Origin of the sequence: Smaragdicoccus niigatensis DSM 44881 = NBRC 103563, from assembly GCF_000380645.1 — a bacterium.
Classification (GTDB): Bacteria; Actinomycetota; Actinomycetes; order Mycobacteriales; family Mycobacteriaceae; genus Smaragdicoccus; species Smaragdicoccus niigatensis.
Genome location: NZ_AQXZ01000016.1, coordinates 296,929 through 322,023, shown reverse-complemented (window position 1 = coordinate 322,023; position 25,095 = coordinate 296,929). Strand labels below are relative to the sequence as shown.

Annotated in this window: 22 protein-coding genes; 13 read left to right on the top strand and 9 right to left on the bottom strand. The window is 64.4% G+C overall.

Annotated elements, in window-relative coordinates:
- The first annotated feature begins 50 nt into the window (after window positions 1–50).
- Together trhO and F600_RS0111980 are read left to right on the top strand one after the other, a co-directional pair.
- The gene (gene trhO, locus F600_RS0111985; RefSeq protein ID WP_026306464.1) at window positions 51–902 is read left to right on the top strand and encodes an oxygen-dependent tRNA uridine(34) hydroxylase TrhO; all 852 of its coding nucleotides are present in this window, start codon (window positions 51–53) and stop codon (window positions 900–902) included.
- 14 nt (window positions 903–916) lie between these two features.
- A complete protein-coding gene (locus F600_RS0111980) occupies window positions 917–1,822 on the top strand; it encodes a pseudouridine synthase (protein ID WP_051090809.1) in 906 nt (301 codons plus the stop codon).
- Here the strand turns inward: F600_RS0111980 and F600_RS0111975 are convergent.
- Both F600_RS0111975 and asnB read right to left on the bottom strand, forming a co-directional pair.
- Window positions 1,759–2,322 carry a GNAT family N-acetyltransferase gene (locus F600_RS0111975; RefSeq protein ID WP_018160859.1) on the bottom strand — a complete coding sequence of 188 codons (564 nt, stop codon included), beginning with the start codon at window positions 2,320–2,322 and terminating at the stop codon, window positions 1,759–1,761. The two genes, F600_RS0111980 and F600_RS0111975, sit on opposite strands and share 64 nt — an antisense overlap.
- A complete protein-coding gene (gene asnB / locus F600_RS0111970; RefSeq protein WP_026306463.1) occupies window positions 2,319–4,274 on the bottom strand; it encodes an asparagine synthase (glutamine-hydrolyzing) in 1,956 nt (651 codons plus the stop codon). Before asnB ends, F600_RS0111975 begins: the two co-directional genes overlap by 4 nt.
- A 185-nt stretch (window positions 4,275–4,459) precedes the next feature.
- Here asnB and ctaC point away from each other — a divergent pair, with 185 nt between their 5' ends.
- Both ctaC and F600_RS0111960 read left to right on the top strand, forming a co-directional pair.
- Window positions 4,460–5,560 carry an aa3-type cytochrome oxidase subunit II gene (gene ctaC / locus F600_RS0111965; RefSeq protein WP_018160857.1) on the top strand — a complete coding sequence of 367 codons (1,101 nt, stop codon included), beginning with the start codon at window positions 4,460–4,462 and terminating at the stop codon, window positions 5,558–5,560.
- Between the two features lie 14 nt (window positions 5,561–5,574).
- Window positions 5,575–5,991 (top strand): cytochrome c oxidase subunit 4, encoded by a 417-nt coding sequence (locus tag F600_RS0111960; protein WP_018160856.1) that lies wholly within the window; start codon window positions 5,575–5,577, stop codon window positions 5,989–5,991.
- Window positions 5,992–6,052: 61 nt separating this feature from the next.
- On the opposite strand, the gene F600_RS27895 is transcribed toward F600_RS0111960, so the two are convergent.
- Window positions 6,053–6,754: a metal-dependent transcriptional regulator gene (locus F600_RS27895; RefSeq protein WP_018160855.1), complete on the bottom strand. Its 702-nt coding sequence runs from the start codon at window positions 6,752–6,754 to the stop codon at window positions 6,053–6,055.
- Between the two features lie 68 nt (window positions 6,755–6,822).
- Here F600_RS27895 and F600_RS0111940 point away from each other — a divergent pair, with 68 nt between their 5' ends.
- Entirely contained in the window at window positions 6,823–7,788 is a 966-nt protein-coding gene (locus F600_RS0111940) for a bifunctional riboflavin kinase/FAD synthetase (RefSeq protein ID WP_018160854.1), read from the top strand.
- Here the strand turns inward: F600_RS0111940 and F600_RS30350 are convergent.
- Window positions 7,730–8,413 (bottom strand): PIG-L deacetylase family protein, encoded by a 684-nt coding sequence (locus tag F600_RS30350; RefSeq protein ID WP_018160853.1) that lies wholly within the window; start codon window positions 8,411–8,413, stop codon window positions 7,730–7,732. The two genes, F600_RS0111940 and F600_RS30350, sit on opposite strands and share 59 nt — an antisense overlap.
- A gap of 148 nt (window positions 8,414–8,561) precedes the next feature.
- Between F600_RS30350 and rpsO the strand changes: the two genes are divergently transcribed.
- The 3 genes from rpsO to F600_RS0111920 all read left to right on the top strand — a co-directional run bounded on the left by rpsO (window position 8,562) and on the right by F600_RS0111920 (window position 12,717).
- Complete coding sequence (gene rpsO, locus F600_RS0111930; RefSeq protein ID WP_018160852.1) at window positions 8,562–8,831, top strand: 30S ribosomal protein S15; 270 nt, start codon at window positions 8,562–8,564, stop codon at window positions 8,829–8,831.
- Between the two features lie 327 nt (window positions 8,832–9,158).
- A complete protein-coding gene (locus F600_RS0111925) occupies window positions 9,159–11,405 on the top strand; it encodes a polyribonucleotide nucleotidyltransferase (RefSeq protein ID WP_018160851.1) in 2,247 nt (748 codons plus the stop codon).
- On the top strand, window positions 11,353–12,717 hold the full coding sequence (locus F600_RS0111920; RefSeq protein WP_040631281.1) for a M16 family metallopeptidase: 1,365 nt from the start codon (window positions 11,353–11,355) through the stop codon (window positions 12,715–12,717). Before F600_RS0111925 ends, F600_RS0111920 begins: the two co-directional genes overlap by 53 nt.
- A gap of 9 nt (window positions 12,718–12,726) precedes the next feature.
- Here the strand turns inward: F600_RS0111920 and F600_RS0111915 are convergent, their stop codons facing one another.
- Both F600_RS0111915 and F600_RS0111910 read right to left on the bottom strand, forming a co-directional pair.
- Entirely contained in the window at window positions 12,727–16,491 is a 3,765-nt protein-coding gene (locus tag F600_RS0111915; protein ID WP_018160849.1) for an nSTAND1 domain-containing NTPase, read from the bottom strand.
- 80 nt (window positions 16,492–16,571) lie between these two features.
- Complete coding sequence (locus F600_RS0111910; RefSeq protein WP_018160848.1) at window positions 16,572–16,868, bottom strand: LuxR C-terminal-related transcriptional regulator; 297 nt, start codon at window positions 16,866–16,868, stop codon at window positions 16,572–16,574.
- Between the two features lie 158 nt (window positions 16,869–17,026).
- On the opposite strand from F600_RS0111910, the gene F600_RS27885 reads away from it, so the two are divergent.
- Complete coding sequence (locus F600_RS27885) at window positions 17,027–18,064, top strand: hypothetical protein (RefSeq protein ID WP_156024545.1); 1,038 nt, start codon at window positions 17,027–17,029, stop codon at window positions 18,062–18,064.
- A gap of 3 nt (window positions 18,065–18,067) precedes the next feature.
- On the opposite strand, the gene F600_RS0111900 is transcribed toward F600_RS27885, so the two are convergent.
- Entirely contained in the window at window positions 18,068–18,757 is a 690-nt protein-coding gene (locus tag F600_RS0111900) for an alpha/beta hydrolase (protein WP_018160846.1), read from the bottom strand.
- 32 nt (window positions 18,758–18,789) lie between these two features.
- On the opposite strand from F600_RS0111900, the gene dapB reads away from it, so the two are divergent.
- From dapB to F600_RS0111885, 3 genes are read left to right on the top strand one after another with little or no spacing between them, the layout of a single operon-like run.
- Window positions 18,790–19,536, top strand: coding sequence for a 4-hydroxy-tetrahydrodipicolinate reductase (dapB, locus tag F600_RS0111895; protein WP_018160845.1), 747 nt, complete (start codon window positions 18,790–18,792; stop codon window positions 19,534–19,536).
- Window positions 19,533–19,997, top strand: coding sequence for a hypothetical protein (locus tag F600_RS0111890; protein WP_018160844.1), 465 nt, complete (start codon window positions 19,533–19,535; stop codon window positions 19,995–19,997). Before dapB ends, F600_RS0111890 begins: the two co-directional genes overlap by 4 nt.
- Window positions 19,997–20,449, top strand: a complete 453-nt coding sequence (locus tag F600_RS0111885) for a flavodoxin family protein (protein WP_018160843.1) — start codon at window positions 19,997–19,999, stop codon at window positions 20,447–20,449. The genes F600_RS0111890 and F600_RS0111885 overlap by 1 nt, the downstream gene beginning before the upstream one ends.
- A gap of 12 nt (window positions 20,450–20,461) precedes the next feature.
- Here F600_RS0111885 and F600_RS0111880 read toward each other — a convergent pair whose 3' ends face one another.
- Window positions 20,462–20,908, bottom strand: coding sequence for an acyl-CoA thioesterase (locus F600_RS0111880; RefSeq protein WP_211220063.1), 447 nt, complete (start codon window positions 20,906–20,908; stop codon window positions 20,462–20,464).
- Window positions 20,909–20,965: 57 nt separating this feature from the next.
- On the opposite strand from F600_RS0111880, the gene F600_RS0111875 reads away from it, so the two are divergent.
- Entirely contained in the window at window positions 20,966–21,877 is a 912-nt protein-coding gene (locus F600_RS0111875; protein ID WP_018160841.1) for a ribonuclease Z, read from the top strand.
- A gap of 2 nt (window positions 21,878–21,879) precedes the next feature.
- On the opposite strand, the gene F600_RS0111870 is transcribed toward F600_RS0111875, so the two are convergent.
- Window positions 21,880–25,026, bottom strand: coding sequence for a multicopper oxidase family protein (locus F600_RS0111870; protein WP_018160840.1), 3,147 nt, complete (start codon window positions 25,024–25,026; stop codon window positions 21,880–21,882).
- Window positions 25,027–25,095 lie beyond the last annotated feature (69 nt).

Sequence of the window (25,095 nt, the reverse complement as noted above, 5' to 3'; positions counted from 1 at the left end):
TACCGTGAATCCGACTCCCTGAACAATCTCGTATGAAATGGCAAGTGACGTTGGCGCAACCGAAGATCCTGCTTTTCTACGTCTTCACGCCTCTGGCAGACCCGGAGGCGATCCGGCTCTGGCAGAAGACCGTGTGTGAGATGAACGACGTCAAGGGTCGGATCATCGTGTCGCCGCACGGCATCAACGTCACCGTCGGCGGTGAGCTCGACAACGTCAAGGGCTACCTCAAGGCGACCCGTGCGTACCTGCCGTTCCGCTGGGCGGACGTGAAGTGGGCCAATGGAACCGGAAACGACTTCCCGCGCTTGAGCGTCAAAGCTCGCGACGAGATCGTCACGTTCGGCACCCCGGACGAACTCAAGGTCGACGAGAACGGGATCGTCGGCGGGGGAGTCCACCTCAAGCCCGAGCAGGTGCACGAACTCGTGGCCGAGCGTGGCGACGACGTCGTGTTCATCGACGGCCGCAATGCCTATGAAGCGGAGATCGGCCGGTTCAAGAACGCGATCATCCCGCCCATCGAGACGACGCGCGACTTCCTCGAGGTCATCGACAGTGGCGTCTACGACCACCTCAAGACCCGTCCGATCGTCACCTATTGCACGGGTGGTGTGCGGTGCGAGGTGCTGTCCGCGTTGATGAAGAACCGCGGGTTCGAAGAGGTCTATCAGATCGAGGGCGGCATCGTCCGCTACGGCGAGAAGTTCGGCGACAAGGGTCTTTGGGAAGGCTCGCTCTACGTCTTCGACGGCCGCATCTCGACGACCTTCTCCCCGGACGCCAAGATCATCAGCAAGTGCGCGCTGTGCGGCGAACCGACCGACCGCTACGAGAACTACCCCGACGAGAACGGCCGCGAGCTCAAGCTCGTGTGCCTCGAGTGCTCGCCGACCGCGTGAGGGCGCCGCTGGCCATGCGGGACGGGCTCGGCCCGGTGCGTTTTGTCGCCGCGACCGGCCCACTGCTGAGTCAGCTCGTGACGGCATATCCCGACGAGTCGTGGCCGGAACGTCTCGCGGCCGGCGAGGTGGTCGACAAGGTCGGGTGCGCATTCTCCGCCGACGTCCGAGTCGGCAATGGGACCGAGGTCTTCTTTCACATCGAACCCGTTGCCGAGACGCCCGTCCCGTTTCCGCTCGAGATCCTGCATCACGATGAGGGACTCGTCGTCGTCGACAAACCGCATTTCCTGGCGACTATCCCACGTGGACAGCACGTTCGCGAGACCGCTCTGGTGCGGCTCCGTGCCAGAACCGGACTCGCCGACCTCGTCCCTGCGCACCGGCTCGACCGGATGACGGCCGGGGTTCTCGTGTTCATCGCTGATCCCACGCTCCGGCGGCCGTACCAGGAGCTGTTCTCCGCGCAGCGCGTCCACAAGACGTACGAAGCTATTGCGCCCGCGGTCGACCTCGACTTCCCGCGCGTGGTCCGCACTCGGATCGTCAAGGAGCACGGCGTCATGGTCGCGCGGCACGAAGCAGGGGAACCGAACAGCGAGTCGCTGGTCGACGTCATCGAGCGTTCCGCGGAACGCGCCCGGTACCGACTCGAGCCGAAGACCGGAAAAACGCACCAGCTCCGCCTACACATGGCCAGCCTGGGTGCGCCGATCGTGAACGACAACTACTACCCGGAATATCGGCCGCACCGGGACGCCACCTTCGACAAACCCCTGCAGTTGCTGGCCCGGGCCATCGAATTCAATGACCCGGTGACCGGCGAGCGGCGGCGGTTCGAAAGCTGCCGCACGCTTCAGGATCGGTACATCAACCACCAGGTCGGGCCGCCGGGGAGCGTTGCTTCACGAAGCACCTGAAAGCCGAATCGCTCGTACAGGGGCACATTCGCGATGTTGCTGGATTCAAGGTAGATAGGACTGTCGAGGCGATCGACTCGGTTCGCGAGCAATGCCGAACCTATTCCTTGTCCCTTGACGGCGGCGCCGACGAGTGCGAGGTGACAGTACGAACCTTCCGGTCGCTGGGCCTCGAGAAAGTTCTGCGCACGACTGCCGCGAACGATGCCGCCACGCAGCGCCCGCAGACTGGCGACGGCGCCGAGGATTCGATCGAGTCCGCGAACCTCGTAGCCGGGCGGGTCCCAAAGTGCCGCACCGACGATCTCACCGTCGCGTATCGCGACATCGGCACAGCCGGGGGCTGCATGCCAGTGGTCGATATCGGATCGGAAATGGGGAACCAGCGTGCCGCGGGGCACGAGCCACCGACCCACGGGATCGTCGTCGAAGGCGGCGGCGAACACTTCCGCGGCCTTCGGAACGTCGGTCGACGTGAGTTGTCGAACGCGGATGCTCACAGCTTGACTGCGTACTCCTGCTCTTCGATCTCGGGCACGATCCGCTTCTCCACGAAGATGCCGTGCCAGATCATCGCGACCAGCACGTTCCAGATACGGCGGCTGTTGTCCGTCACCCCGGCGCGGTGGTCGACGAGCATCTGCATGACCGCGGCCTTGTTGAAGATGTGGTCGGTCTGCGACGCCGTGATGTGGTCGGCCGCCCAGTCGTACAGTTCGGGTCCGGCCAGCCAGTGGCGAAGCGGAACCGGGAAGCCGAGCTTGGGCCGGTGGAGCACGTGCGGCGGCACGATCTCTTCGAGCGCCTTGCGGAGCGCGTACTTGGTCGTCGCCGGCATGCCGCTCTTGCGAGCGGTCCGCCGGTTGGTCAGTTTCTGCTTGTACGGGATCTGCTCGGCGACGCGGTACACCTCGTTGTCGAGGAACGGAACGCGAAGTTCGAGCGAGTTCGCCATGGTGATCTTGTCGGCCTTGACGAGGATGTCGCCGCGCATCCACGTGAACAAGTCGAGGTGCTGCATGCGCGCCACCGGGTCCCACCCCTCGGACTCCGCGTAGATCGGAGCGGTGACGTCCTGGTGCAGCCACTCCGGCCGGAAGTCGCGCAGGACGGACTTGAGCTGCTCGTCGTTGAACGACCGCGCATTGCCGTAGTAGCGGTCTTCGAGTGTCATCGAGCCACGGCTGAGCAGGCTCTTACCGCGTCGCCCGTCGGGCATGCGATCCGACATTCGAGCAGCCGCGCGGCGCATCCCCGGCGTGAGCTTCTCGAAGGGCTTGAGCGAAAGCGGCTCGCGATAGATCGTGTATCCGCCGAAGAGTTCGTCCGAGCCCTCGCCGGACAGCACGACCTTGACGTGCTTGCGGGCTTCGCGCGCGACGAAATAGAGCGGAACGAGCGAGGGGTCGGCAACCGGGTCGTCGAGGTACCAGACGATCGAGGGGAGCGATGCCGCGTACTCCTCCGGAGTGACCTTCTTGACGACGTGACGTGCGCCGATAGCCTCGGCGGTCTCGGCTGCGACGTCGACCTCGGAGTAGCCCTCGCGATCGAAACCGACCGTGAAGGTGATGAGCTTCGGGTTGTGCTGGATCGCCAGCGCCGCGATGGCGGTCGAGTCGATGCCTCCCGAGAGGAACGAGCCGACGGTCACGTCTGCGCGCATGTGCTTGGCGACCGAGTCCCGCAGTGCCTCCGCGATCTCGTGGTAGCGCTGTTGCTCAGTGCCCTTGGCAAACGGACGCACCTTGAACTGCGGCTTGAAGTAGCGCGTGACGACGGGCTTCTCACCGGGCGCGAAGGTCGCGTAGCAACCGGACTCGAGGCGTCCGATGTCCTTGTGCAACGTCTCGGGCTCGGGCACGTACTGCAGTTCGGTGTAGTGCTGGATCGCGCGGGGATCGAGGTCGGTGCCGAGCCCGAGCGCCGGCAGAAGTTCGAGAAGACTCTTCTTCTCACTACCGAATGCGGTGCCGCCGGGGCCGGTCGCCAGGAACAGCGGCTTGATGCCGAAGGGGTCGCGGGCGATGACGATCTTGCGCTCGATGGTGTCCCACACCGCGAAGGCGAACATGCCCCGCAGCTTCGGGATCGCATCCAAGCCCCAATAGTGGAAAGCGGCGACGATCGATTCACTGTCGCCCTCGGTGTGGAACACCGCGCCGTACTTCTCCTTCAGTTCAGCGCGAATCTCCAGATAGTTGTAGATCTCACCGTTGAACGACAGTGCGTATCGGTTGGGCTGTTCCGGCGGACCCCAGTGCAATGGCTGGTGTGAGTGCTCGATGTCGATGATCGAGAGCCGGTTGAAGCCCAAAATGAGGTCTTTGTCATGCCAAGTGCCGTGTTCATCCGGCCCGCGGTGCCGCATGCATGGCAAACCGGCTTCTACCTGCGAAATCGTCCCTTTATTGGTTCCCGATGCCGCAAGAAACCCGATCAGTCCACACACGTTTACCTGCCTCGATCTAGCGGCTTTCACCGGCCCAACTGAATCTCAAATGCCGAGTATGCCCGAGCATTTCGGTGTGTCGCTGCGGACCCGTCAACGAAGTCGCCACGGAACTGGTCTACGCTGCGTAGTATTCGGGCCAGAGCTTCTGGCTTGCCCCTGCGGTTTTTGGCGATCAGGAAGGCATGAACGTGCAACACAGTCGGGTTCTCCGGCGTGCTGGATTGGCGCTCGCGCTGGTCGTAGCGGCCCTGGTTCTTTCAGGCTGCGATCTGAACAATGGCGTGACGCGCTTTGGTTGGCCCGAGGGCGTTACGCCGCAGGCCACGAAGATGCGCGACTTCTGGTCGTGGTCGGTGGTCGCGGCACTCGCAATGGGTGTCTTCGTGTGGGGCCTCACCTTCTGGACGGTGGCATTCCACCGTAAGAAGAAGGACAGCCCCGAGTTCCCGCGCCAGACCGGTTACAACATGGCGCTCGAACTGACGTACACGTTCATCCCGTTCGTCATCATCTCGGTGCTGTTCTACTTCACCGTCGTGGTGCAGAACTACGTGAACGACCACACCAAGAAGGCGGACGTGACGGTCGACGTCACGGCCTTCCAGTGGAACTGGAAGTTCGGTTACCGCGAGATCGACGGTGTGAACATGGCCAACACGGCCAAGGAAGCCGAGATGGCGAAGGCCGCCGAAGCACTGAAGACTCGCTCGCTGACCACCGGTGAGTGCGCCCAGGAAGAGCTTGCCAAGCTGTCGGGCGAAGCGCTCAAGGAGCGCAAGGACGAGTGCCTTCGCCCCGGACCGGTTCACGGCAAGTCGGGTGAAGACCTCAGCTACCTGAAGTACGACAACGTCGAGACCGTCGGCTCGTCGACCGAGGTTCCGGTTCTGGTGCTTCCGATCGACAGGCGCATCGAGTTCCACATCGCTTCGGCGGACGTCGTTCACTCGTTCTGGGTCATCGACTTCCTCTTTAAGCGTGACGTCGTGCCGAACCCCGCCGAGAACCACTCGGACAACATCTTCCAGATCGACAAGATCGAGAGGACCGGCGCCTACGTCGGACGTTGTGCGGAAATGTGCGGTGCCTACCACTCGATGATGAACTTCGAGGTTCGCGCGGTTTCGCCAGAGAACTTCCAGAAGTACATAGATCTGCGTAAGCAGGGCAAGACCACCGGTGAAGCCCTCGCTGCCATCGGTGAGTCGCCAATCGCGACCTCGACCGCTCCGTTCAACACCGACCGGGCTTCCAAGGAAGCCTCGGGTCTGCCGGGCAAGTAAGGGACTGAGACAACATGCGCGTAGAAGCCAAGCTCTTCGAGCTCCTGACGGTCTTCTTCTTGTTCGCGACGCTTCTCTACGGTGCGTTCACCACGCTGTCGAACAAGGGAACTGAGTACGCGGGCGTTACCGCCCTCGTCCTGACGACCGGACTGTCGTTCATCATCGCGACGTACTTCCGCTTCGTCGCCCGCCGTCTGGACCTGCGTCCAGAAGACGTCGAGGATGCGGAGATCTCGGACGGCGCCGGCGAGCTGGGCTTCTTCAGCCCGGGTAGCTTTTGGCCCATCACCCTGGCTGCGATGATCACCATCACCGCTACCGGTTTGGCGTTCTTCGAGCCGTGGCTCATCGCGGTGGGAGCCGTTCTGATCCTCGCCGCGACGTTTGGTCTGGTCTTCGAGTACTACCTCGGACCTGAGAAGCACTAAGCAGTCAACGAGAAAGGGCTCGGACTTCGGTCCGGGCCTTTTCTCGTGTGTGCAGAGGGAGTCAGTCGACGCCGAGCCAGATCGATCGGGCGGCGGGCTGGCCGAGGTCGACCGGGTCGGACGTCGAGTCGCCGATCTGGATGGCGATGGTGCCGGCGAAGTCCCGACGTTCCACGACGGCTAGGCGCTCGTCCAGCGTGATACCAACGGATTCGAAGTAGCGAAGCATCGCGGGGTCGGAGTCCGAGATGCGCGTGATCCGACCGGATTCGCCATTGTGGAGGTCGGCCAGTTGCCGTGACGGAGTGGTGGGTACGCGGCCATCGGCGGACGGAATCGGGTCGCCGTGCGGGTCGCGCTGGGGGAATCCGAGCTTGGATTCGATACGGCTGATGAGCAGGTCCGAGACAGCGTGCTCGAGCACCTCGGCTTCGTCGTGCACCTCGTCCCAGCCATAGCCGAGTTCGTGCACGAGGAACGTCTCGATGAGCCGGTGGCGACGGACCATGCTGACCGCGGCCGCGCGGCCTTCTGGCGTGAGTTCGATTGCGCCATAACGCTCGTGCTCGACGAGGCCCTGGCCGGCGAGCTTGCGCACTGCCTCCGAGACGGTCGATGCCGAGACGCCGATCTTCTCGGCGAGCATCTTCGTCGAGACCGGGGTGTTCGACCATTCCTGCGCCGTCCAGATGACCTTGAGGTAGTCCTGGGCGACTGCGGTCAAGACATCATCGGCGTTGGTTCCGGGGCGAGTTCTCGGCACAGTTATCGAGTTTACGGGCTTTCGTCTCGACCTGAAGCGTGCCAGCGCACCCTGTTACGCTCCGAGACGTGCTGAGATGGCGTGGGGTCGATGATGTTCCGGCCGATTGGGGCCGCTGCGTTCTGACGATCGGCGTGTTCGACGGAGTGCATCGCGGGCACCAACAGTTGATCGGTCGAGCGGTGGCGGCGGCTCGGCGTCGACGGGTTCCCTGTGTCCTGATGACGTTCGATCCGCACCCGATGGAGGTCGTTCGTCCGGGTAGTCACCCGGCGCAGCTCACCACGCTGACCCGACGCGCGGAACTCGCCGAGGAACTCGGCGTCGACGTCTTCTGCGTCATGCCGTTCACCGCCGACTTCATGAAGTACACCCCCGAGCGCTACACGCGCGAGATTCTCGTCGAGCGATTGCATGTTGCCGAGGTCGTCGTCGGGCAGAACTTCACGTATGGACGCAAGGCGGCCGGGGACGTCGCCACACTCGCCGATGACGGACGCCGGTTCGGGTTCACCGTGGACGCGGTGTCGCTGGTGGGTGAGGACGCGTTGACGTTCTCCTCGACCTACGCCCGCGCGTGCGTGGACGCCGGCGATGTGCGCGCAGCATGTGATGCGCTCGGTCGGTACCACCGCATCGAGGGGCACGTCGTCCATGGCTTCGGCCGGGGGCGCGGTCTCGGTTTCCCGACGGCGAACATCCAGCCGCCGCAATACGCGGCGATCCCTGCCGACGGTGTGTACGCGGCCTGGTTCATGGTGCTCAGTGGCGGCGGCCAGTTCGGAACGCTCGTCGCGGGGGAGCGAATGCCGGCGGCGGTGTCGGTTGGTACCAACCCGACGTTCTCCGGCAAGGAGCGCACGGTCGAAGCGTTCGTTCTCGAAGGCGAGCCCGACCTTTACGGCAAGTATGTGGCGCTCGACTTCGTCGAACACCTGCGACCGATGCTGAAGTTCGACTCGGTCGATGAACTGGTCAAGGCCGTCGACGACGACGTAGCAAAGACGCGAGCAGTCCTGGCGGCGGAGAGCTGATCGGACCTTCCCAGAACCATTCGGTCCGGAGGTTCACGGTGTCGAGTCGCGGAAAACTCTCGCGCAACCCGGCCAATTGGCTCTGGTAGCAGGCACAACTCTGCTGCTTCGCGTTTGCCTGCGCGTCGTCCAGCGCGACCTCGACGGCACCGTGGCGTAGTCGCGCGGATCGGTGGGCGTAGGGCAGATCCGCATAGGTGAAGGCCCCCTGCGCTTCCACGTCGGCACAAGCGGTCGCGACGGCGACGTGATCGGGGTGTCTGCCGATGCCCGCCGGAAACCAGCATTCGTCGAAGTCGGCGGCAAGTTCATCGATGGCCGACGTGAGGTCGGGGATCGACAGCGGTTCGGTCCGATACTGGTTGTCGACGTAGTTCCAGTGGATGACGTCGACGTTCGGGTAGACGGCCAGCGCGTTCCGGTCTTCGGCCCGCCGGACTTCCATGTGCTCGATGGCGTCGCGTGCGCCGGATCGGATATCCCAGGTGGAGAGTGGGATCCCCGCGGGTGGATCACCGGCAAAGATGGTCACCACCGTCGCATTGCCGCGCTGCAGGACATGGCTCACGGACAGTGCGGCGTCGTCGAGATGCGGGCTCACGATGAGCGTTCTCGAATCGGACATGGGGTGGAAGCTACTCGATTTCGGTCTCGAACGTCTGAGCTGATAATCTTGCGCGCGGTGTGTGCTGCGGTTTGCGGTGGCCGGCCACCTGCCTGTGTTGGTTTCAGGGAGGATCTTTTCGCGCAAACGTGATCACCAGGAGAAATCCGTGGCTCTCACCACTGAGGACAAGAAGTCCATCCTTACCGAGTACGGCGTGCACGAGACCGACACCGGTTCGCCGGAGGCTCAGGTCGCACTGCTGACCAAGCGCATCAAGGACCTGACTGAGCACCTCAAGCAGCACAAGCACGACCACCACTCGCGTCGTGGCCTGCTCCTGCTCGTCGGTCGCCGTCGTCGTCTGCTCAAGTATGTCGCGAAGACCGACGTCGAGCGCTACCGCTCGCTCATCGAGCGTCTCGGCCTGCGTCGATAACGCAAGTCCACGACAAACCCGCGAAATGCTTCGGCACTCGCGGGTTTTTTCGTTTGCGTCGAGGGGATGTGACGTCAGTGGTCCGGACTCGGTCACGTAGACTCCCTGTGTCGGCCATCTCAGGATGAGAGGGGCCGGCGAGCCGTAGGCCCTGACAAAATCTGGCGTCGGTCCTCGGTAGTGGCTCTGCGGGTCTCTTCAACGGTTAAGAAACCCCGGGCTTCGATCGATGACCGCCTCCCTTTCGTCAGGCGCCGTGCGAGAACCACGAGGGTTTTCGTGCGCCGAATCGGCTACGGCGAAGACGAGAGGTCGAGAAGAGAAAACATGACAAGTGCAGTAGAAATCGAAGAGGGCGTTTTCGAGTCGACCGCGGTCCTCGACAATGGCTCCTTCGGCCAGCGCGTGATCCGTTTCGAGACGGGTCGCCTGGCAAAGCAGGCCGGCGGTGCGGTAGTCGCCTACCTCGATGACAACACGATGTTGCTGTCGACCACGACCGCGAGCAAGGCTCCGAAGGAGCAGTTCGACTTCTTCCCATTGACCGTCGACGTCGAGGAGCGGATGTACGCCGCGGGTCGCATCCCGGGATCGTTCTTCCGTCGTGAAGGTCGTCCGTCGACCGACGCGATCCTGACCTGCCGCCTCATCGACCGTCCGCTGCGCCCGTCGTTCGTCGACGGTCTGCGCAACGAGATCCAGGTCGTCGTGACGATCCTGAGCTTGGACCCTAAGGACCTGTACGACGTTGTCGCGATCAACGCGGCATCGGCGTCGACGCAGCTTGCCGGCCTGCCGTTCTCCGGCCCGGTCGGTGGCGTTCGCGTCGCTCTGATCGAGGGCCAGTGGGTCGCATTCCCGACCAACGAGCAGCTCGAGAAGGCTGTGTTCGACATGGTCGTCGCAGGTCGTGTCGTCGGTAACGACGTCGCGATCATGATGGTCGAGGCCGAGGCGACCGACAACGTCATCGCGCTCGTCGCCGATGGTGCCACCGCTCCGACCGAGACGGTCGTCGCTGAGGGCCTCGAGGCTGCCAAGCCGTTCATCGCGACGCTGTGCAAGGCGCAGGCGGACCTGGCGGCGCTGACCGCCAAGGAGACCGGCGAGTTCAAACTCTTCCCGCCGTACGCCGATGACGCCTACGACGCTGTCTACGCCGCCGCGAAGGACAAGCTGTCCGAGGCGCTGACAATCGCCGGCAAGCAGGAGCGCGAAGACCGCATCGACGAGGTAAAGGTCGAGGTCCTCGACGCTGTCGTCCCGTCGTTCGAGGGTCGCGAGAAGGAGATCGGTGCGGCGTTCCGCTCGGTCACCAAGAAGCTCGTCCGTCAGCGCATCCTGACCGACAAGTTCCGTATCGACGGGCGTGGCCTGACTGACATCCGTTCGCTGTCGGCCGAGGTCGCGGTCGTCCCGCGGGCACACGGTTCGGCGCTGTTCGAGCGCGGCGAGACCCAGATCATGGGCATCACCACCCTCGACATGGTCAAGATGGCGCAGCAGGTCGACTCCCTCGGGCCGGAGACCAGCAAGCGCTACATGCACCACTACAACTTCCCGCCGTACTCGACCGGTGAGACCGGTCGCGTCGGTTCGCCGAAGCGCCGCGAAATCGGCCACGGTGCGCTTGCTGAGCGGGCCCTGATGCCGGTTCTGCCGAGTCAGGAAGAGTTCCCGTACGCGATTCGTCAGGTGTCGGAGGCGCTCAGCTCCAACGGCTCGACCTCGATGGGTTCGGTCTGTGCCTCGACGTTGTCGCTGCTCAACGCCGGTGTTCCGCTCAAGGCGCCGGTCGCCGGTATCGCCATGGGACTCGTGTCGGACACGATCGACGGCGAGACCCGCTATGTGGCCCTCACCGACATCCTCGGTGCTGAGGACGCCTTCGGTGACATGGACTTCAAGGTCGCTGGTACCCGCGAGTTCGTCACTGCTCTGCAGCTCGACACCAAGCTCGACGGTATTCCGTCGCAGGTCCTCGCCGGTGCGCTGAGCCAGGCCCGCGATGCCCGCTTCACGATCCTCGACGTGATGGCTGAGGCCATCGACGCTCCGGACGAGATGAGCGCTTTCGCGCCTCGCATCACCACGATCAAGGTCCCGGTGGACAAGATCGGCGAGGTCATCGGACCCAAGGGCAAGATGATCAACTCGATCACCGAGCAGACTGGCGCCAACATCTCGATCGAGGATGACGGCACGGTCTACGTCGGTGCGGCCGACGGTCCGTCGGCACAGGCGGCGATCGACCTGATCAACGCCATCGCCAACCCGCAGCTGCCGAAGGTCGGCGAGCGCTTTATGGGAACCGTCGTGAAGACCACCGCCTTCGGTGCGTTCGTCTCGCTGCTCCCGGGTCGCGATGGTCTGGTTCACATCTCGAAGCTGGGCAACGGCAAGCGCATCGCCAAGGTCGAGGATGTCGTGAACGTCGGCAGCAAGATCCGCGTCGAGATCGTCGACATCGACAACCGCGGCAAGATCTCGCTCGTGCCGGTCGTCGAAGAGGGTGCCGCGGGTGCTGACGCAGCCGACGCTCCCCTCGAGACCGAGGCAGTTGCTGCTGAGTAACGCCGCAGACGCTGGTGTTTCGCGCTCGGTGCTGCCCGGAGGAATCCGGGTTGTCACCGAGCGCGTCCCCGGCGTTCGTTCCGCCTCCATCGGTGTGTGGGTGGGGGTGGGTTCCCGCGATGAGGATCCTGCCGTTGCCGGAGCCGCACACTTTCTCGAGCACTTGTTGTTCAAGGCGACACCGACGCGTTCGGCTCTGGAGATCAACCAGAGTCTCGAAGCGGTCGGTGGAGAGCTGAACGCTTTCACGTCGAAAGAACACACGTGCTTCTATGCGCACGTCATCGACGAAGATCTGGCGATGGCGATCGACGTCGTCTCCGATGTCGTGCTGCGTGGTCTGTGCCGGGAAGCCGACGTCGACCTCGAACGCCAAGTCGTGCTCGAAGAACTCGCGATGCGCGATGACGACTTCGAGGATCTTGTCGGAGATGCCCTGCTCGAGGCGCTGTTCGGCAGCGATGCGATCGGCCGGCCGATCATCGGCACCGAGGACACCGTCATGTCGATGGGTCAGGAGGCGCTGCACACGTTCCACGTGCAGCGCTACACGCCGGAGAAGATGGTCATTGCGGTCGCCGGAAACATCGAACATGACGAGGTCGTTCGACTGATCACCGCGGCTTTCGCGGATTCGATCGACCCGGATATCGAGCCCGCGCCGGTGCGCGCGGGCGAGCGTGACCTCGTCACGAAGCCGGGCACGACGGTCATTCATCGCAAAAGCGAGCAGACTCATCTGGCAATCGGTGCCCAGGCGTTCGGACGGCACGACCTCCGTCACCGCTGGCCGCTCGCTGTGCTCAACACCGTGATCGGCGGGGGACTGAGTTCGAGGCTGTTCCAGGAGATTCGGGAGACCCGCGGTCTGGCGTACTCCGTGTACTCCGGCGTCGACACCTTCTCGGACACCGGAACGTTCTCCGTGTACGCCGGATGCCAGCCGGAACACGTCGCCGAGGTCGCCGGCCTCATCCGCGATGTGCTGTCGGACGTCGCTTTGAACGGCATCACCGAGTCGGAGTGCTCGCGGGCAAAGGGTTCTCTGCGCGGTGGTCTCGTTCTCGGCCTCGAGGACTCGAGTTCGCGAATGAACCGCATCGGTCGCAGCGAGCTCAATTACGGCAAGCACCACAGTGTCTCGAGCGTTCTCGAGCGCATCGCGGACGTCACGCCGGAACAGGTGGCCGAGGTTGCACGCATCGTGCTGTCGAGGCCGTTCGCGCTGGCCGTGGTGGGACCGTACAAGAAGAAGTCCCAGGTTCCAGCTGAGCTTCGCGCGCTGGCCGGGCAGGGATTCCTGCCCGGCTGACGTGCCGCTCTAGCTGCAGGGATCGAAGTAGTCGATGCCTTGCAGCTGTGCCGCCCACTCTTCCTGGCTGATCGCGGTTCCGCGACCGCCGCACAGTTTCGCGATCGCGGCATCCACGTTGGTCTCCCACAGACGAACGTTGAGTGCCTTACCGGAACCGGCGATCGTGGAACTGTCCGCGAGGAAGTGTGCGGAGTACACCCGCGCCCCGTAGGCACTGAGCTGGGCGATCTCTCGTGGCGTTTCGGGTTTGCTGATGTCCCACACGTAGACCTCCCCGTTGCCGGCGATGGCGAATCGCTTGCCATCGGGGCTGGCCTGAATCGACGTCACTTCCTGACCCGTGCCGCCGAACTCGGAAACCTTGCGCGGGTTCGCGGGGTCGGCGACGTTCCAAAGACTCGTACGCCGATCCTGACCGACCACGGCGATGAGTTGCTTGGTCACGAAGGTCACCGAGCTCACCCCACCGGCGTAGTCGCCGAAGTCCCGAATCTGGTGGAAGCCTCCGGACTCGTCGAGTGTCCACAGCCGAATCGAACCGGCGACGCTCGCCGCGGCCAACAGGTTTTCCGCGGAGAAGGCCTGCTCGTTGACTCCGCCGCTGGCCTGCAGGGATGGCAACTCGACGGGAGCCGACGGATTCGCGATGTTCCAGACGTGAATGACGGGATCGCCGACCGTGACGGCAATGAGAATCCGTCCGTCCGGGGAAACTCGCATGTCGTCGAAGGCACTGGTGCCGACGCTTCCGGTGTGCGCGCGCTCGACGGGATGCCGCGGATCGGTGAGGTCGTAGAGAGTCGCGCCTCCGTCGTTGGTGCCGACGGCCGCGATGTTTCCGTCCGGGGTCACGGCTCCGGACCCAACCATCGCCGGGTTGTCGACATGGCTCAGCAGGATGGGGTGCGCGGGATCGTGAAGATCCCACACGCCGAATCCGGGCCCGCCGCGACCGGCGACGGAGACGAGCCGTCCGCGATCGGCGTCGTACCGCGACTGGAAGACGATGCCGCTGCCGTCCTGCAGGACCGTACCGGGCTGGTCGAAGATGCGAACCGTCCCATCCGTGCCACCGACAACCAGCCGGGACTCGTTGGCGATGAACTGCAGCGACGTGTCGAGTCCAGGTGTCGGGTACGCGGCGAACTGCGACGCGCGTGCCCAGTCGAAGATGCGGATCGTTTGGTCGGAGCTCACCGCCGCCACGCGCTGACTGTCCACGGTGAAGGTGACGTCGTTGACGTAGCTCGAGAAGCCGGTCAGCGGTGGCAGCGATGCCGGCAGGTGCGGATCGGTGATGTCCCACCGGTACACGTTCTGGCCGGAGCTGCCTGAGGCCAGCTTCGTCCCGTCTGGGCTGATCGCGACCGCCAGCGCGGCGGTCGGCCGGTCGAGCGGGATCATCGCCTTGGACATCGCGACGGGCTGCGGCGTACTGACGTCCCACAGGGTCACCGCGTTGCCACCGGTCGACGAGGCCATGCGTGAGCCGTCCGCACTGAACGCGAAGGCCGCGCCCGCCCGGGGCGATTCGCCGTCGATCGGCAGTGCCGCCAATGGCTTCGGAGCCGACGGGTCAGTGATGTCCCAGCGCAGGATCGTGCCGTCTTGCGCGCCGATCGCCAGCACTGCGCCGTTCGGGCTGAATGCCGCCTTGTATGCGGTGTGCCCAGCCGGAACGGATGAGTCGAGCGTTGTGACCAGGCTCGGCTTATCGGTATCCACCCGCCACAGCGCGGCGCCATCGACGCCGCCGATGACGGCGAACCGGCCGTCGGGGGAGTAGGCAATCGCGAAGATGTCGCCGCCGCCGATGAGCGGGGTGAACTGGCCGACGTGCTGCGGCGTCCGTCCATTGAGGCGATAGATCTCCGCAGTGCCGCCGACCGTTCCGACGATCATCTGCGTACTCTGCGGATTCACCCGAACGGCGACGGAGCCCGGGGTGAACTGCAGTCGCGTCGGCGCATTCAAGGACGTCGCGTCGATCAACGCCGAGGTCGCCTCGAGCGTCGGCGAGATCTTGTAGGCGGCAATGGCGAGCTGTGCGGCCAGGGCCGGATCGGTGTCCCGCAACAGTCGCGCGGCGAGCGCGGCCTGGCGGGACTTGGCCTGCTGGCCGGTGAGTTCGGCGGTGTGTCGCTGTCCGCTTCCGTAGATGCCGGCCGCTGCGGCCGCGACGGCGGCAACAAGAGCGATCACGGCAATGATCGCCAGCGCACGGTTGAGGGTGCGCAACTTGCGTTGGCGCTGATCCTCAGCGGCGGCCAGTGCGGCTTGATGCTCGGCACTCGAATCGAGGAACGACTTCTCCAGGTTGTTGAGCTCACGTCGGTTGTCGTCGTCGCTGGCCCACAGGCTGAACACCTCGAGGCGGCCTGCACCCAACAAGGTGCTGTCATCGCGTCCCGATTCATCCCACAGTTGCGCGGCGATGGTCAGCCGGCGGTGGATGACGAGGCCGTCCTTGTCGTCCCGAACCCATTGGCGAAGGCGATTCCACTGGCTCAGCAGAATCTCGTGGGTGATCTCGACGGTGTCTTCCGCGAGCGTCAACAGACGGTGATCAGCGAAGATTCCGACCACCTCGCGAATCGCCGATGCCGAGTCGACGTCGAAGAGTTCGGTGAGCCCGACCCGTCGGCGGGTCTCCGCGAAGCCGTCGATCGCCACCAATCGCCGGAAGATACTGCGGGCCAGCCGCTGATGCTCGGCGTCGAGGTCGCCGTACGCGCGCTCTGCCGACTGCTCGACCGCGCCCTTGATGCCACCCGCCGCGTGGTAGGCGGCCACGGTCATCCGCTTGCGTTGGGACAGCGCCCACGTGCTGAGCAAAGCGTGGGACAGCAGCGGCAGTGCGCCCGGATCGTGGGTGCGCTTCGAATCGCGCGGTGCCAGGTCGCTCAGAACGACGTGGACGAGTTCGTCGTCAACCACATATCCCGCCGATACCGCGGGCTGGCGGATCGCCGATTCGAGCGACTGCGGGGTCAGCGGACCGACGAGCAGGCAGTTGTCCTGAAGGTGGTCGAGCAGCAACGGTTCGTCGAGTGCCCGAGGGTAGAAGTCCGCCCGCAAGCCGACCACGATGCGCGGCTTCGCCTGGTGGGTGAGCAGCGCCGACAAGAACTTTGCGCGGTCGTCGGCGTCCAGACACATCGTCCACGTCTCTTCGAACTGATCGATGCACAGGACAGTGTCCGCGTCGATCTCGGCGTCGAGGAGAACCGACAGCGGGCTGTCGCCGGGCTTGATGACCACCGGCCGAAGCGGCTTCGGCAGCGCCGGAATGATGCCCGCCCGGATGAGCGACGACTTTCCGGATCCTGATGCACCAACGATGAAGACCGGCCGCCCCGGAGCGAGGAGTTCGAGCGCCCCGGCGACGAGGTCCGCACGTCCGAAGAACACATTCGCGTCGGCCTCGGTGAAGCTGTCGAGTCCCTTGTACGGCGGCTTCTCACCACGCGGTCCGGGGGCGCGTCGAGCGCGCGTCACGGCGGCCCACCATGCCTCGCGCTCCGCATCGCCGTCGACGCCGAGAACTGCGAGGACGTCGTCGAACATCGCCCGGCTCGCCTTGGTCGGAACGTGCTGGCCGGCGAACCAGCCAGTCACCGTTCCGTGGAGGGCGTCCGAGCGGTCGACGACCTCGCGAACAGTCAGTCCCGCAGCCTCGCGTAGTGCGGTGAGCTTGTGCCCGAGTTCGACGCGATTGGTCGCGTCGGAGGGATCGACCGTGAGGGTCGCGGAGCCGGGAGTAAGGGTCACGCGGGAGACGGTAGCCACGTCTGTGCATGCCGAAAAGAGGCGCACGCCGAATGTCATTCAGGCAGAGGATAACTCACCTGTCAGAGGTCAGAGACGTCGACGATGCCGTCCTCGATCGCGCGGGCGACGAGCGCGGCCTTGGTGCCCGCGGGACGGCCGAGAGCGAGGTACTTCGACCGAATCCGGGTGAGATACGTGTTGACGGTGCCAAGGGACAGGTAGAGCGAAGCAGCGGCTTCGGATTTCGAGTTCGACGCGAACCAGGCGCGCATGACCTCGAGCTCGCGCTTGGAAAGGTGCGGCTTCGGGCGCTCGAGTGTGGGGGACGACATCGTGGACTCCTCGGGTCGGACGTTCATGTCGGGTCGGACGTTCATGTGGAGTCACTGTCTTGCCGTCGTCGAAACTGAGACAAGGGAAAAGTCGATGTCCGTACAAGGTCGATACAGGTTCGCGGGCGCACCGAAAGTGCATTAGTGCAGATAGACGGACTGATAGGGCGAAACGAACGACCCGCGTTGGCTACGCTCAGTGGATGGCCAGGCCCCGTTCCGGGCGAGCTCGAGCCGCGGCGCTTCTGGTTGCTGCGGCGGTAGTTTCATGCTCGACGTCGGCGGGTGGAAGCCCGGTTCCGGCGAAGCGGGAGCCAACTCACGGTGCGTTGTTCGCGGGAACACAACCGTGGACCGTCAATGTGTCCGCGGCCGAACCGAGCGAGCGAAGCGCGGCGATCATCGCGGCGCTGACCAACGCGGGCGGCTGGGGTAATGACAACGCATTCCAGGTCGACTTCTCGGTTCCCGTGTTCTACGCCGATGGCGGCACTCCGCGCATGACGGTGGTGGGCACCGATCCGTATTGCTTCGGCGGACCAGACTGCGACCAGGTGCCCGCACAGATGCCGGTGCCCGAAGGCGCCCATATGGAGGGTTCAGCCGATCTGTCGTGCGACAGCTCCGAAAACGACTGCCACCTACTCGTCGTCGATACCGCGGACCGGAAGCTCTACGAGATCTATCACGGCACACGTGACGGCGAGAGCCTCAAAGCCGAGGGCTTCTTCGTGTGGGACCTCAACAAGACCTACCCGGACACGCTCCGGGGTGAACAGTGCACGAGCGCGGACGCCGCCGGCTTCCCGATTGCCGGCTTGCTGCCCACCGCGGACGAGGTCGCTGCCGGCGAGATTCCGCACGCGCTGCGATTCATCCTCCCGAACGATCGGATGAAGGAAGGCGTCTTCGTCCGTCCCGCCACGCACGCCGGCGGACCGTCGTCCAGTGACCCGAACGCACCGCCGTATGGCGTGCGGTTCCGGTTGCGTGCAGACTTCGACGACTCGGGCTTCAACGCCTCGGAGAAAGTCATCATCGCCGCACTGAAGACCTACGGCATGCTGCTATCCGATGGTGGCCAGATCCCCTTGACCTTCGCCGACGACTCGAACAGCACAGCCAAGTGGGCTGACCTCGGCGTTGACGCGCATTCCTTCAGCGCCATCAGCGCAGATCAGTTCGAGGTCGTCGAACTCGGCGAGGAGATCCCGCTGACCTACGACTGCGTGCGGAGCTGAGGCTCAGCGGAACGCCGTGAGTTCCGGCGCTTCGTAGTACCACTGATGGTCCGTATACGGGCTCTTCTTGAGGGGCGGACCCCCGAGATGGTCGAGGGCCGCGTCGATGCCGATCGTCTCGCCGCCGTCGCACGTCCAGTCCGCTTCGGCACACTTCCAGCCGGGCTTGGCCTCGACCAGCGCGCCCGTCCAGTAGACGGTGAGGTCGATGCCAGAACCCGGGGAGCACCCATCGGTGCCATGATCGGGGACCGGATCGTCAAGGACCACCCCAGTCAGGCGACCGTCGAGGGTTTCACCGCGGCAATACAGCTTCGCCGCGAAACCCGCACCGTTCGAGAATCCGCCGATGATCACCTGGCCGCAGCCTTCGACGGCGGACGTGACGATCTCTTTCGCCTCGTCGTACTTGTCGTCCGGGAAGTAGATCCACTGCCGGCCACCCCACGACTCCGCGGAGGCGTTGCCGGCGGGGAAGTGCTTGGTCACATCGTTTTCAACGTAGGACTCGCCCCCTTCACCGCCCTTGCCGTGCAGGACGAGAAGGCATTTCGTGCCGCCCACGGGAGCGCGTTCACCGGCAGCCCCCGGTTTGGCGGACGCTTCGGTCTCTTTCTCGCAGCCCGCCACGAGGGCCAGCGACGCGATGAGTGAAACACCGACTGCGAAAGGTCTGTGCAGATGACGAGCCATGTCTCGATTGTCGTCCGAGTAAGGTTGCACGCGTGAACATTCGTGTCGGAGTGCTCGGGGCCCGAGGCAAAGTCGGTCAGGCGATGTGCGAAGCGGTCGAGGCCGCAGCGGATCTGGAATTGGTCGCGAAGGTCGACCAGGGCGACTCGCTGCAGACGTTCGTCGACGCGCAGACGCAGGTCGTCATCGACTTCACGCACCCCGATGTCGTGATGCCGAACCTCGAGTTCCTCGTCAAGAACGGCATCCACGCCGTCGTCGGCACCACGGGATTCGACGACGCACGCCTGGGCCAGGTTCGTGAATGGCTCGCCGGCTCGCCATCGACCGGTGTGCTGATCGCGCCGAACTTTGCGATTGGGGCCGTCCTGTCGATGAAGTTCGCCGAGCAGGCGGCGAAGTGGTTCGAGTCGGTCGAGGTCATCGAGCTGCACCACCCGAACAAGGCCGATGCGCCGTCGGGTACCGCGTACCGGACGGCCCAGCTCATCGCCAAGGCCCGCGCGGAAGCCGGTGTCGCCAAGAGCCCGGACGCCACATCGCAGGAGCTCGAGGGTGCGCGCGGCGCCGATGTCGACGACGTTCGGGTGCATTCGGTCCGCCTCCGCGGACTGGTCGCCCACCAGGAAGTGTTGTTCGGAACTCTCGGGGAGACCCTGACGATCCGCCACGACTCGATCGACCGTTCGTCGTTCGGCCCCGGCGTTCTGCTCGGGTGTCGGGAGATCGCCAAGCACCCCGGGCTGACTGTCGGGCTCGAGACATTTCTCGGGCTGTGAAGCGCAACCTCGTTCCGTACGTCGTCACCGCGTTGTTGATCGCGGCACTTGCGGTGTATTTCGTGCTGCTCGGCTCGATCTCGCTGCAGCTCATGCGGCAGGGCAATGCCGTCTCGATCGGACTCGGCGTAGGGATTTTGGTTCTACCCCTTCTGGGTATCTGGTCAGTTGTGACGACCGTGAAAGCGGGCTTCGACCACCAGCGTCTGGCAGCCCGGATGCGCGAGGACGGTCAGGAACTCGACGTCTCCGATCTGCCGAGACGGCCCTCGGGACGCATTGTCCGTGATGCCGCCGATGAACTGTTCGCCCAGGTCAAGACGGAATGGGAAGCCGATCCGGACAATTGGCGGACCAACTACCGGGTCGCGCGTGCCTACGACTATGCGGGTGACCGCAAGCGGGCGCGAGCGACGATGCGCCGGGCCGTCGCGCTCGAACGTGCGGAGCGAGTGGCCTGATGGCTCGGCTCCTGATCGTCCATCACACGCCGTCTCCGCATTGTCAGGAGATGTTCGAGGCGGTCGTGAAGGGTGCAACGGATCCGGACATCGAAGGCGTCGAAGTTGTTCGAAAAGCTGCTTTGGCAGTGACGGCCTCGGACGTCCTCGAAGCGGACGGTTACGTGCTCGGTACGCCGGCGAATCTGGGATACATCTCGGGTGCGTTGAAGCACGCCTTCGACTGCATCTACTACCCGTGCCTCGACGCGACGCGGGGGAGACCCTACGCGCTGTACCTGCATTCGAACGAGGGCAGCGAGGGCGCCGAGAAGGCCGTGAAGTCGATCACGACCGGCTTGGGTTGGGTCAAGGCCGCCGAGAACGTCGTGGTGTCCGGCAAGCCGACAAAGGACGATCTCCAGGCGTGCTGGGAACTGGGCGCGACGGTCGCCGCACAGCTGATGGGCTGAGCGGCCGTTGACTCAAGCGTCGCCACGCAACGCGACGAGCCGCGCTCGGAGGGCGTCTGACACGGCAGCCTTGGTGCCTGTCGAGTAAGAGAATGTGACGATCAGCGACTCGCCGTCCGCGGCGACTGCGCCGTGACGGTGACTGACCGCCCGGTAGATCATGTTGAACCGGTCATCGCCGATGTCTCCGATCCGCGCACCAACGGTGACGGTGTCCGGGTAGGTGAGCGGAATCCGGAATCGGCAGCTCGCAGAGTGAAGTATCGGACCGACGTCGGACTGGTCGATCGATCCCATGCCCAGTTCAGCGAAACAACTGAGCCGCGCCGTCTCGAAGTAGCGGAAATAGACGGTGTTGTTCACGTGACCCATCGCATCCATGTCGCCCCACGCAACAGGAATCTGCACCTGCACAGGGAATTCGGCCAGAAGTTCCGCGATCCGGTTCTCGTGCGTCACCTCCACAGCGTATTGGCGGCGATCAATCCAGGTGCGCTGTTGTCATAGGCTCGATGCATGTCGGTTCGGGAGCTCGTCGTGCTGGGTACAGCCAGTCAATCGCCCACCCGCACGCGCAACCACAACGGATATTTCCTGCGTTGGGACGGTGAGGGCTTCCTCTTTGACCCGGGCGAAGGCACCCAGCGGCAGATGCTCTTTGCCGGAGTGTCCGCCAACCAGGTGACGCGCATATGCCTGACCCATTTCCACGGCGACCATTGCCTGGGCGTTCCGGGCGTCGTCCAACGGATGGCGGCGGATCACGTGCTGCATCCGGTGTGGGCTTATTTTCCGGCATCGGGGGAGCACTACTTCCAGCGACTTCGGCACGCGTGCGACTTCCATGACGTCGTCGACATCCGCGAGCACCCCGTCGCCGGGAACGGGCCGATCGTCACCGATGCCTTCGGCACACTCGAGGCACGCGGCCTCGACCATTCCGCGGATGCCATCGGCTACCGCCTCACCGAACCCGACCGCTGGCGATTCGTCCCGGAGAAGTTGACCCAGTTCGGCGTGCGCGGCCCGGCGATCGGCGCACTCGATCGTGACGGGTCGATCACCGTCGATGGACGAGTGCTGCGACGCGAGGATGTCTCGGAGCGACGGCGGGGACAACGCGTCGCGTTCATCATGGATACCCGGCTGTGCGACGGCGTGTTCGAGCTGGCTCAGGATGCTGACCTGCTGGTGATCGAGGCGACGTTCCTCGACCAGGACGAAGAACTGGCCGCGAAATACGGCCACCTAACAGCCCGGCACGCGGGTCGAGTCGCGGCCGAATGCGGAGTGCGGAGGCTCGTCCTGACCCACTTCTCCCAGCGGTACCCGGATCTGAAACGCCACCACGAACAGGCCGCCGAGGTGTTCTCCGGCGACATCGTGGTGGCGGAGGACCTGATGCGGATTCCGGTACCCAAATACTGACCTCAGCGGCCACCGATCGACGGCGCGTTGGCAGTGACCGAAGGCGCCGGGATGGTTGTCAGCAGGAACGGTGTCAAGGTTGTCGCGGTGGGCTCAGCACGCCGAAGATCGAACTTCTGCACCTCGCCGGTGGGACCGCTGACGAGTAGGTCGGCCCCGAACGGCGTGCTCGTTGTCGCTACCTGGACGCCTTGACCGCCGAACGGCTCGAATGACGCCGTCTGTCGGAACGTCACCATCCCCGAATGGTGGTGGTCGGGACTCTCCAGATACATGGAGGGCGCGCCATCGAGGCGAGAGCCGCTCGACCACACGCGGACGGTACCGCCGTCGCCGAGCATGCTCGTGACGATGCTCTTCGCCCCTCCTTCCGGTCCAGCGACCCACCCCGTCGTCAAGGAGACACCCCCGGTGTACTTCTCATCGAAGGCCAGGAACTCCGCGGTCATCGTCGGCTGCGACGCGTTTCCGGCGTCAGCCTTGCCCGCGGCCTGGGCGGCGGCGGTTGGTTTGTACAGATCGAACCGGAACGTCTTGATGCGTGCCGGTTCGCCGGGGCCGGGCGCGGTCACGATGCTCGGCCGGCCCGCAGTCAGCTCTACCAGACCCGTCGCGACGGACACGCCGGCCTTCGACCCTGGATAGGGCGCGAAGCTGGAGAACACCTCGGGAGCTGTGCCCTTCTTGGCGGGCAGCACGGAAGAAAAGACCTTGACCTGCGACTCGATTCCCGGACCGGCCCCAACGACGATGTTGTCGGCGAGCGCATTGCCGTCGATATCGGCGCCGGCCACGTTCACGCCACCGTGGAAATCAGGTCCGAATGGGGTGAAACGCGCCAGCTCGGTCGTGAAGGGCGCCGGTCCCGCGCCGCTGTAGGCCGCGACTTCGGCGGCCGGCCCGGCGCCGGTTCCGACGACCAGATCGAGGATCATGTCGCCGTTGACATCGGCCATCGCGACGGTCGGCGTGCCGTCGAAGCTGGCGAATGGTGTGACCGTGGAAACCAGGCGGTCGCCATTGCCGTCGTACATGGCCACGGTCGCCGGTTTTCCACTCGATCCGGGGTTCGTCACCGCGTACGTGGATACCTCCGGAATGACGTTCACGGTTGCCATGAGGCCGTTGTCCTCGTGGTTGAGGCGATGGCAATGGATGACGAAAGTGCCGGCGTAATCAGTGAACTGGGTGCGCAGCGTGGTCGTCGCCGGTGCGAGCGGCTGGTGCTGAGCGTCGACAAGTGCGCGCGGGACGGCCACGTTGTCTTCGCCCCACGCTTGTATTCCGGTGCTGACGCCGGAAATGGGATCGGTGATCCCCATGACCTGGAAGTCGTTCACGTGGATGTGCATGGGATGGCCGTCGTTGTTGAAGTTGGTGATCTGCCATTCCTCGACGGAGTTCAACCGGGGCTGAATCAACGGGATGTTCGGGAAGGTGTTGTCCGCGATCTCGTAGGTGAACGCCCTCGGGTCGTCCTTACTCGCCTTGTCGTTGCTGAATCCGCCCTTGATCACCAATTGCCGGTCGATCGCCGGAGTCATCACCGACGTGTCGACGAACGACGTATACGCATTCAAGGCCTGACCGTCGGTGAAGGGAACGGATACGCCGCTGCCTTCCGCGGGCACCGCTCGGAGCAGTTTCTGCGACGGGTACTTGAAGAATCCGTCGACGTAGCTGATCGCCGACGGGTCGACGTTGGTTGTGCCCAGTACCGCGTGAGGGTGGTCGGTGCCGTTGTTGGTGTACAGGACTCCGTTGGTGGTCTCGCCTTCGCCGCCCTTCTGCGGGGCCATCTCGAGGACGAGGTCGCCCTTCTGCGGCATCGTCACGGCGATCGCAAAGCGGGAACCGGGCGGAACGACCAGCGTGGTTCCGTCACCATCGACCGGTGGATGCACAACCGGGAACGGGTTGCCGTCCTGGCCGACGACCGCAAACTTCGGGTGATTGCCCGTCGCCGTCTCGGTGAGCGTCAGGGCCGAACTTGTGTAGTCGCTGATGTTGGCCAGTACCCAAATCTCGGTTTGCCCGGGCTTGACCGCCAGCGTCGGCTGGAACTGACCGTTGACGGTGAACTGGACGTCGCGTTCGTTGTCTCTGAGCCCCGGATCTGCGGGTACGGACACCGAATCACTGGTGAAGCTCTGCAGGTTGCTGGGGATGAATTGGTTGGCGCCTCGCCTCGGGTTCGGTGCCCCCGGGCCAGCGACCCAGTTCGTGAAGTACTGCGCGCCGATCGTGGTGTCTTTGAAGTCCACCGGCGTCAGAAGCGGTTCATATGTTCCGTCGGCGAGTTGGTTGCCCACCGGAGCGACGTGAGTATCGACGAACTTGGCTCGGCTCGGTTCATCCAGGTGTGCTCCCGTGCCCTTGCGGTCGAAGACCCAGTTGTACTGCAGCGCCATGGTGCGAATGGGGAGCTTTTTCTCCGTGACGATCGGCAGATTCCCATCCGGCCGACCGATTTCGAGCATTCCCGCCAGGCCCCGGTAGGTGTGCTGAGTCGTGAGCCGGTGGAGGTGACTGTGGTACCAGTACAGACCGTGCGGCATGTCCGCCGGTACGGCGTAGTCGTACACGTTGCCCATGCCGGCGGGAATCTCGAGCAGCACGTTGTCGGCATCGCCGTCCGGGCTCACGTGCAGGCCGTGCGTGTGCAGATTGAGCGGCGACGAGGTCAGCATCCGGGGGTAAAGCGGAATCTTGTCACCCACGGCGGCGTACGCCGGGTCGGTGAAGTCGGCGATCGACAGATCCTGCAGGTCATTGTCGAAGTGAACGATCAAACGCTGTCCGGGTTCGACGTGCAGGGTCGGGGCGGGGTAGAGGTCGCTGCCTTTCTTCGAACCGTCCGAGGCGGTGCCCCGGATGAGTTCGTAGTCGAACAGGAGAAATCCGTCGACCGGCTTCGACGCGGTGTCGAGGGGATAGCTCGCTTCGTGGGCGGACAGCCGTACTTCGAGGACACCGTCCTTGCTGCTCAGCGTGACCGGTTCTCGATATTCCGCCGACGTGCCATCCGCGCCGTAGTTCGCACCCGGTTTCGGTTCGGTCGACTTGGAAGTGCACGCGTTGAGCACGAGGAGCAGCGTGAACACCAGGCTGGAGAGGACGAGGACGGGCTTCCTGCGAGTGGAAAACATCGTCGATACGCTTTCCCGAGAGGAATCCGACCGACGCGCGGCCAGGCTGCCCTCAAACTAGCGAATTCC

Bases quoted from the DNA above. Each gene is read 5' to 3' on its own strand.
- F600_RS0111980 (WP_051090809.1), top strand. From the start codon at position 917: ATGCGGGACGGGCTCGGCCCGGTGCGTTTTGTCGCCGCGACCGGCCCA.
- ctaC (WP_018160857.1), top strand. From the start codon at position 4,460: ATGAACGTGCAACACAGTCGGGTTCTCCGGCGTGCTGGATTGGCGCTC.
- F600_RS0111960 (WP_018160856.1), top strand. From the start codon at position 5,575: ATGCGCGTAGAAGCCAAGCTCTTCGAGCTCCTGACGGTCTTCTTCTTG.
- F600_RS30350 (WP_018160853.1), bottom strand. From the start codon at position 8,413: ATGTCCGATTCGAGAACGCTCATCGTGAGCCCGCATCTCGACGACGCC.
- F600_RS0111925 (WP_018160851.1), top strand. From the start codon at position 9,159: ATGACAAGTGCAGTAGAAATCGAAGAGGGCGTTTTCGAGTCGACCGCG.
- F600_RS0111910 (WP_018160848.1), bottom strand. From the start codon at position 16,868: ATGAACGTCCGACCCGACATGAACGTCCGACCCGAGGAGTCCACGATG.
- F600_RS27885 (WP_156024545.1), top strand. From the start codon at position 17,027: ATGGCCAGGCCCCGTTCCGGGCGAGCTCGAGCCGCGGCGCTTCTGGTT.
- F600_RS0111900 (WP_018160846.1), bottom strand. From the start codon at position 18,757: ATGGCTCGTCATCTGCACAGACCTTTCGCAGTCGGTGTTTCACTCATC.
- F600_RS0111885 (WP_018160843.1), top strand. From the start codon at position 19,997: ATGGCTCGGCTCCTGATCGTCCATCACACGCCGTCTCCGCATTGTCAG.
- F600_RS0111875 (WP_018160841.1), top strand. From the start codon at position 20,966: ATGTCGGTTCGGGAGCTCGTCGTGCTGGGTACAGCCAGTCAATCGCCC.
- F600_RS0111870 (WP_018160840.1), bottom strand. From the start codon at position 25,026: ATGTTTTCCACTCGCAGGAAGCCCGTCCTCGTCCTCTCCAGCCTGGTG.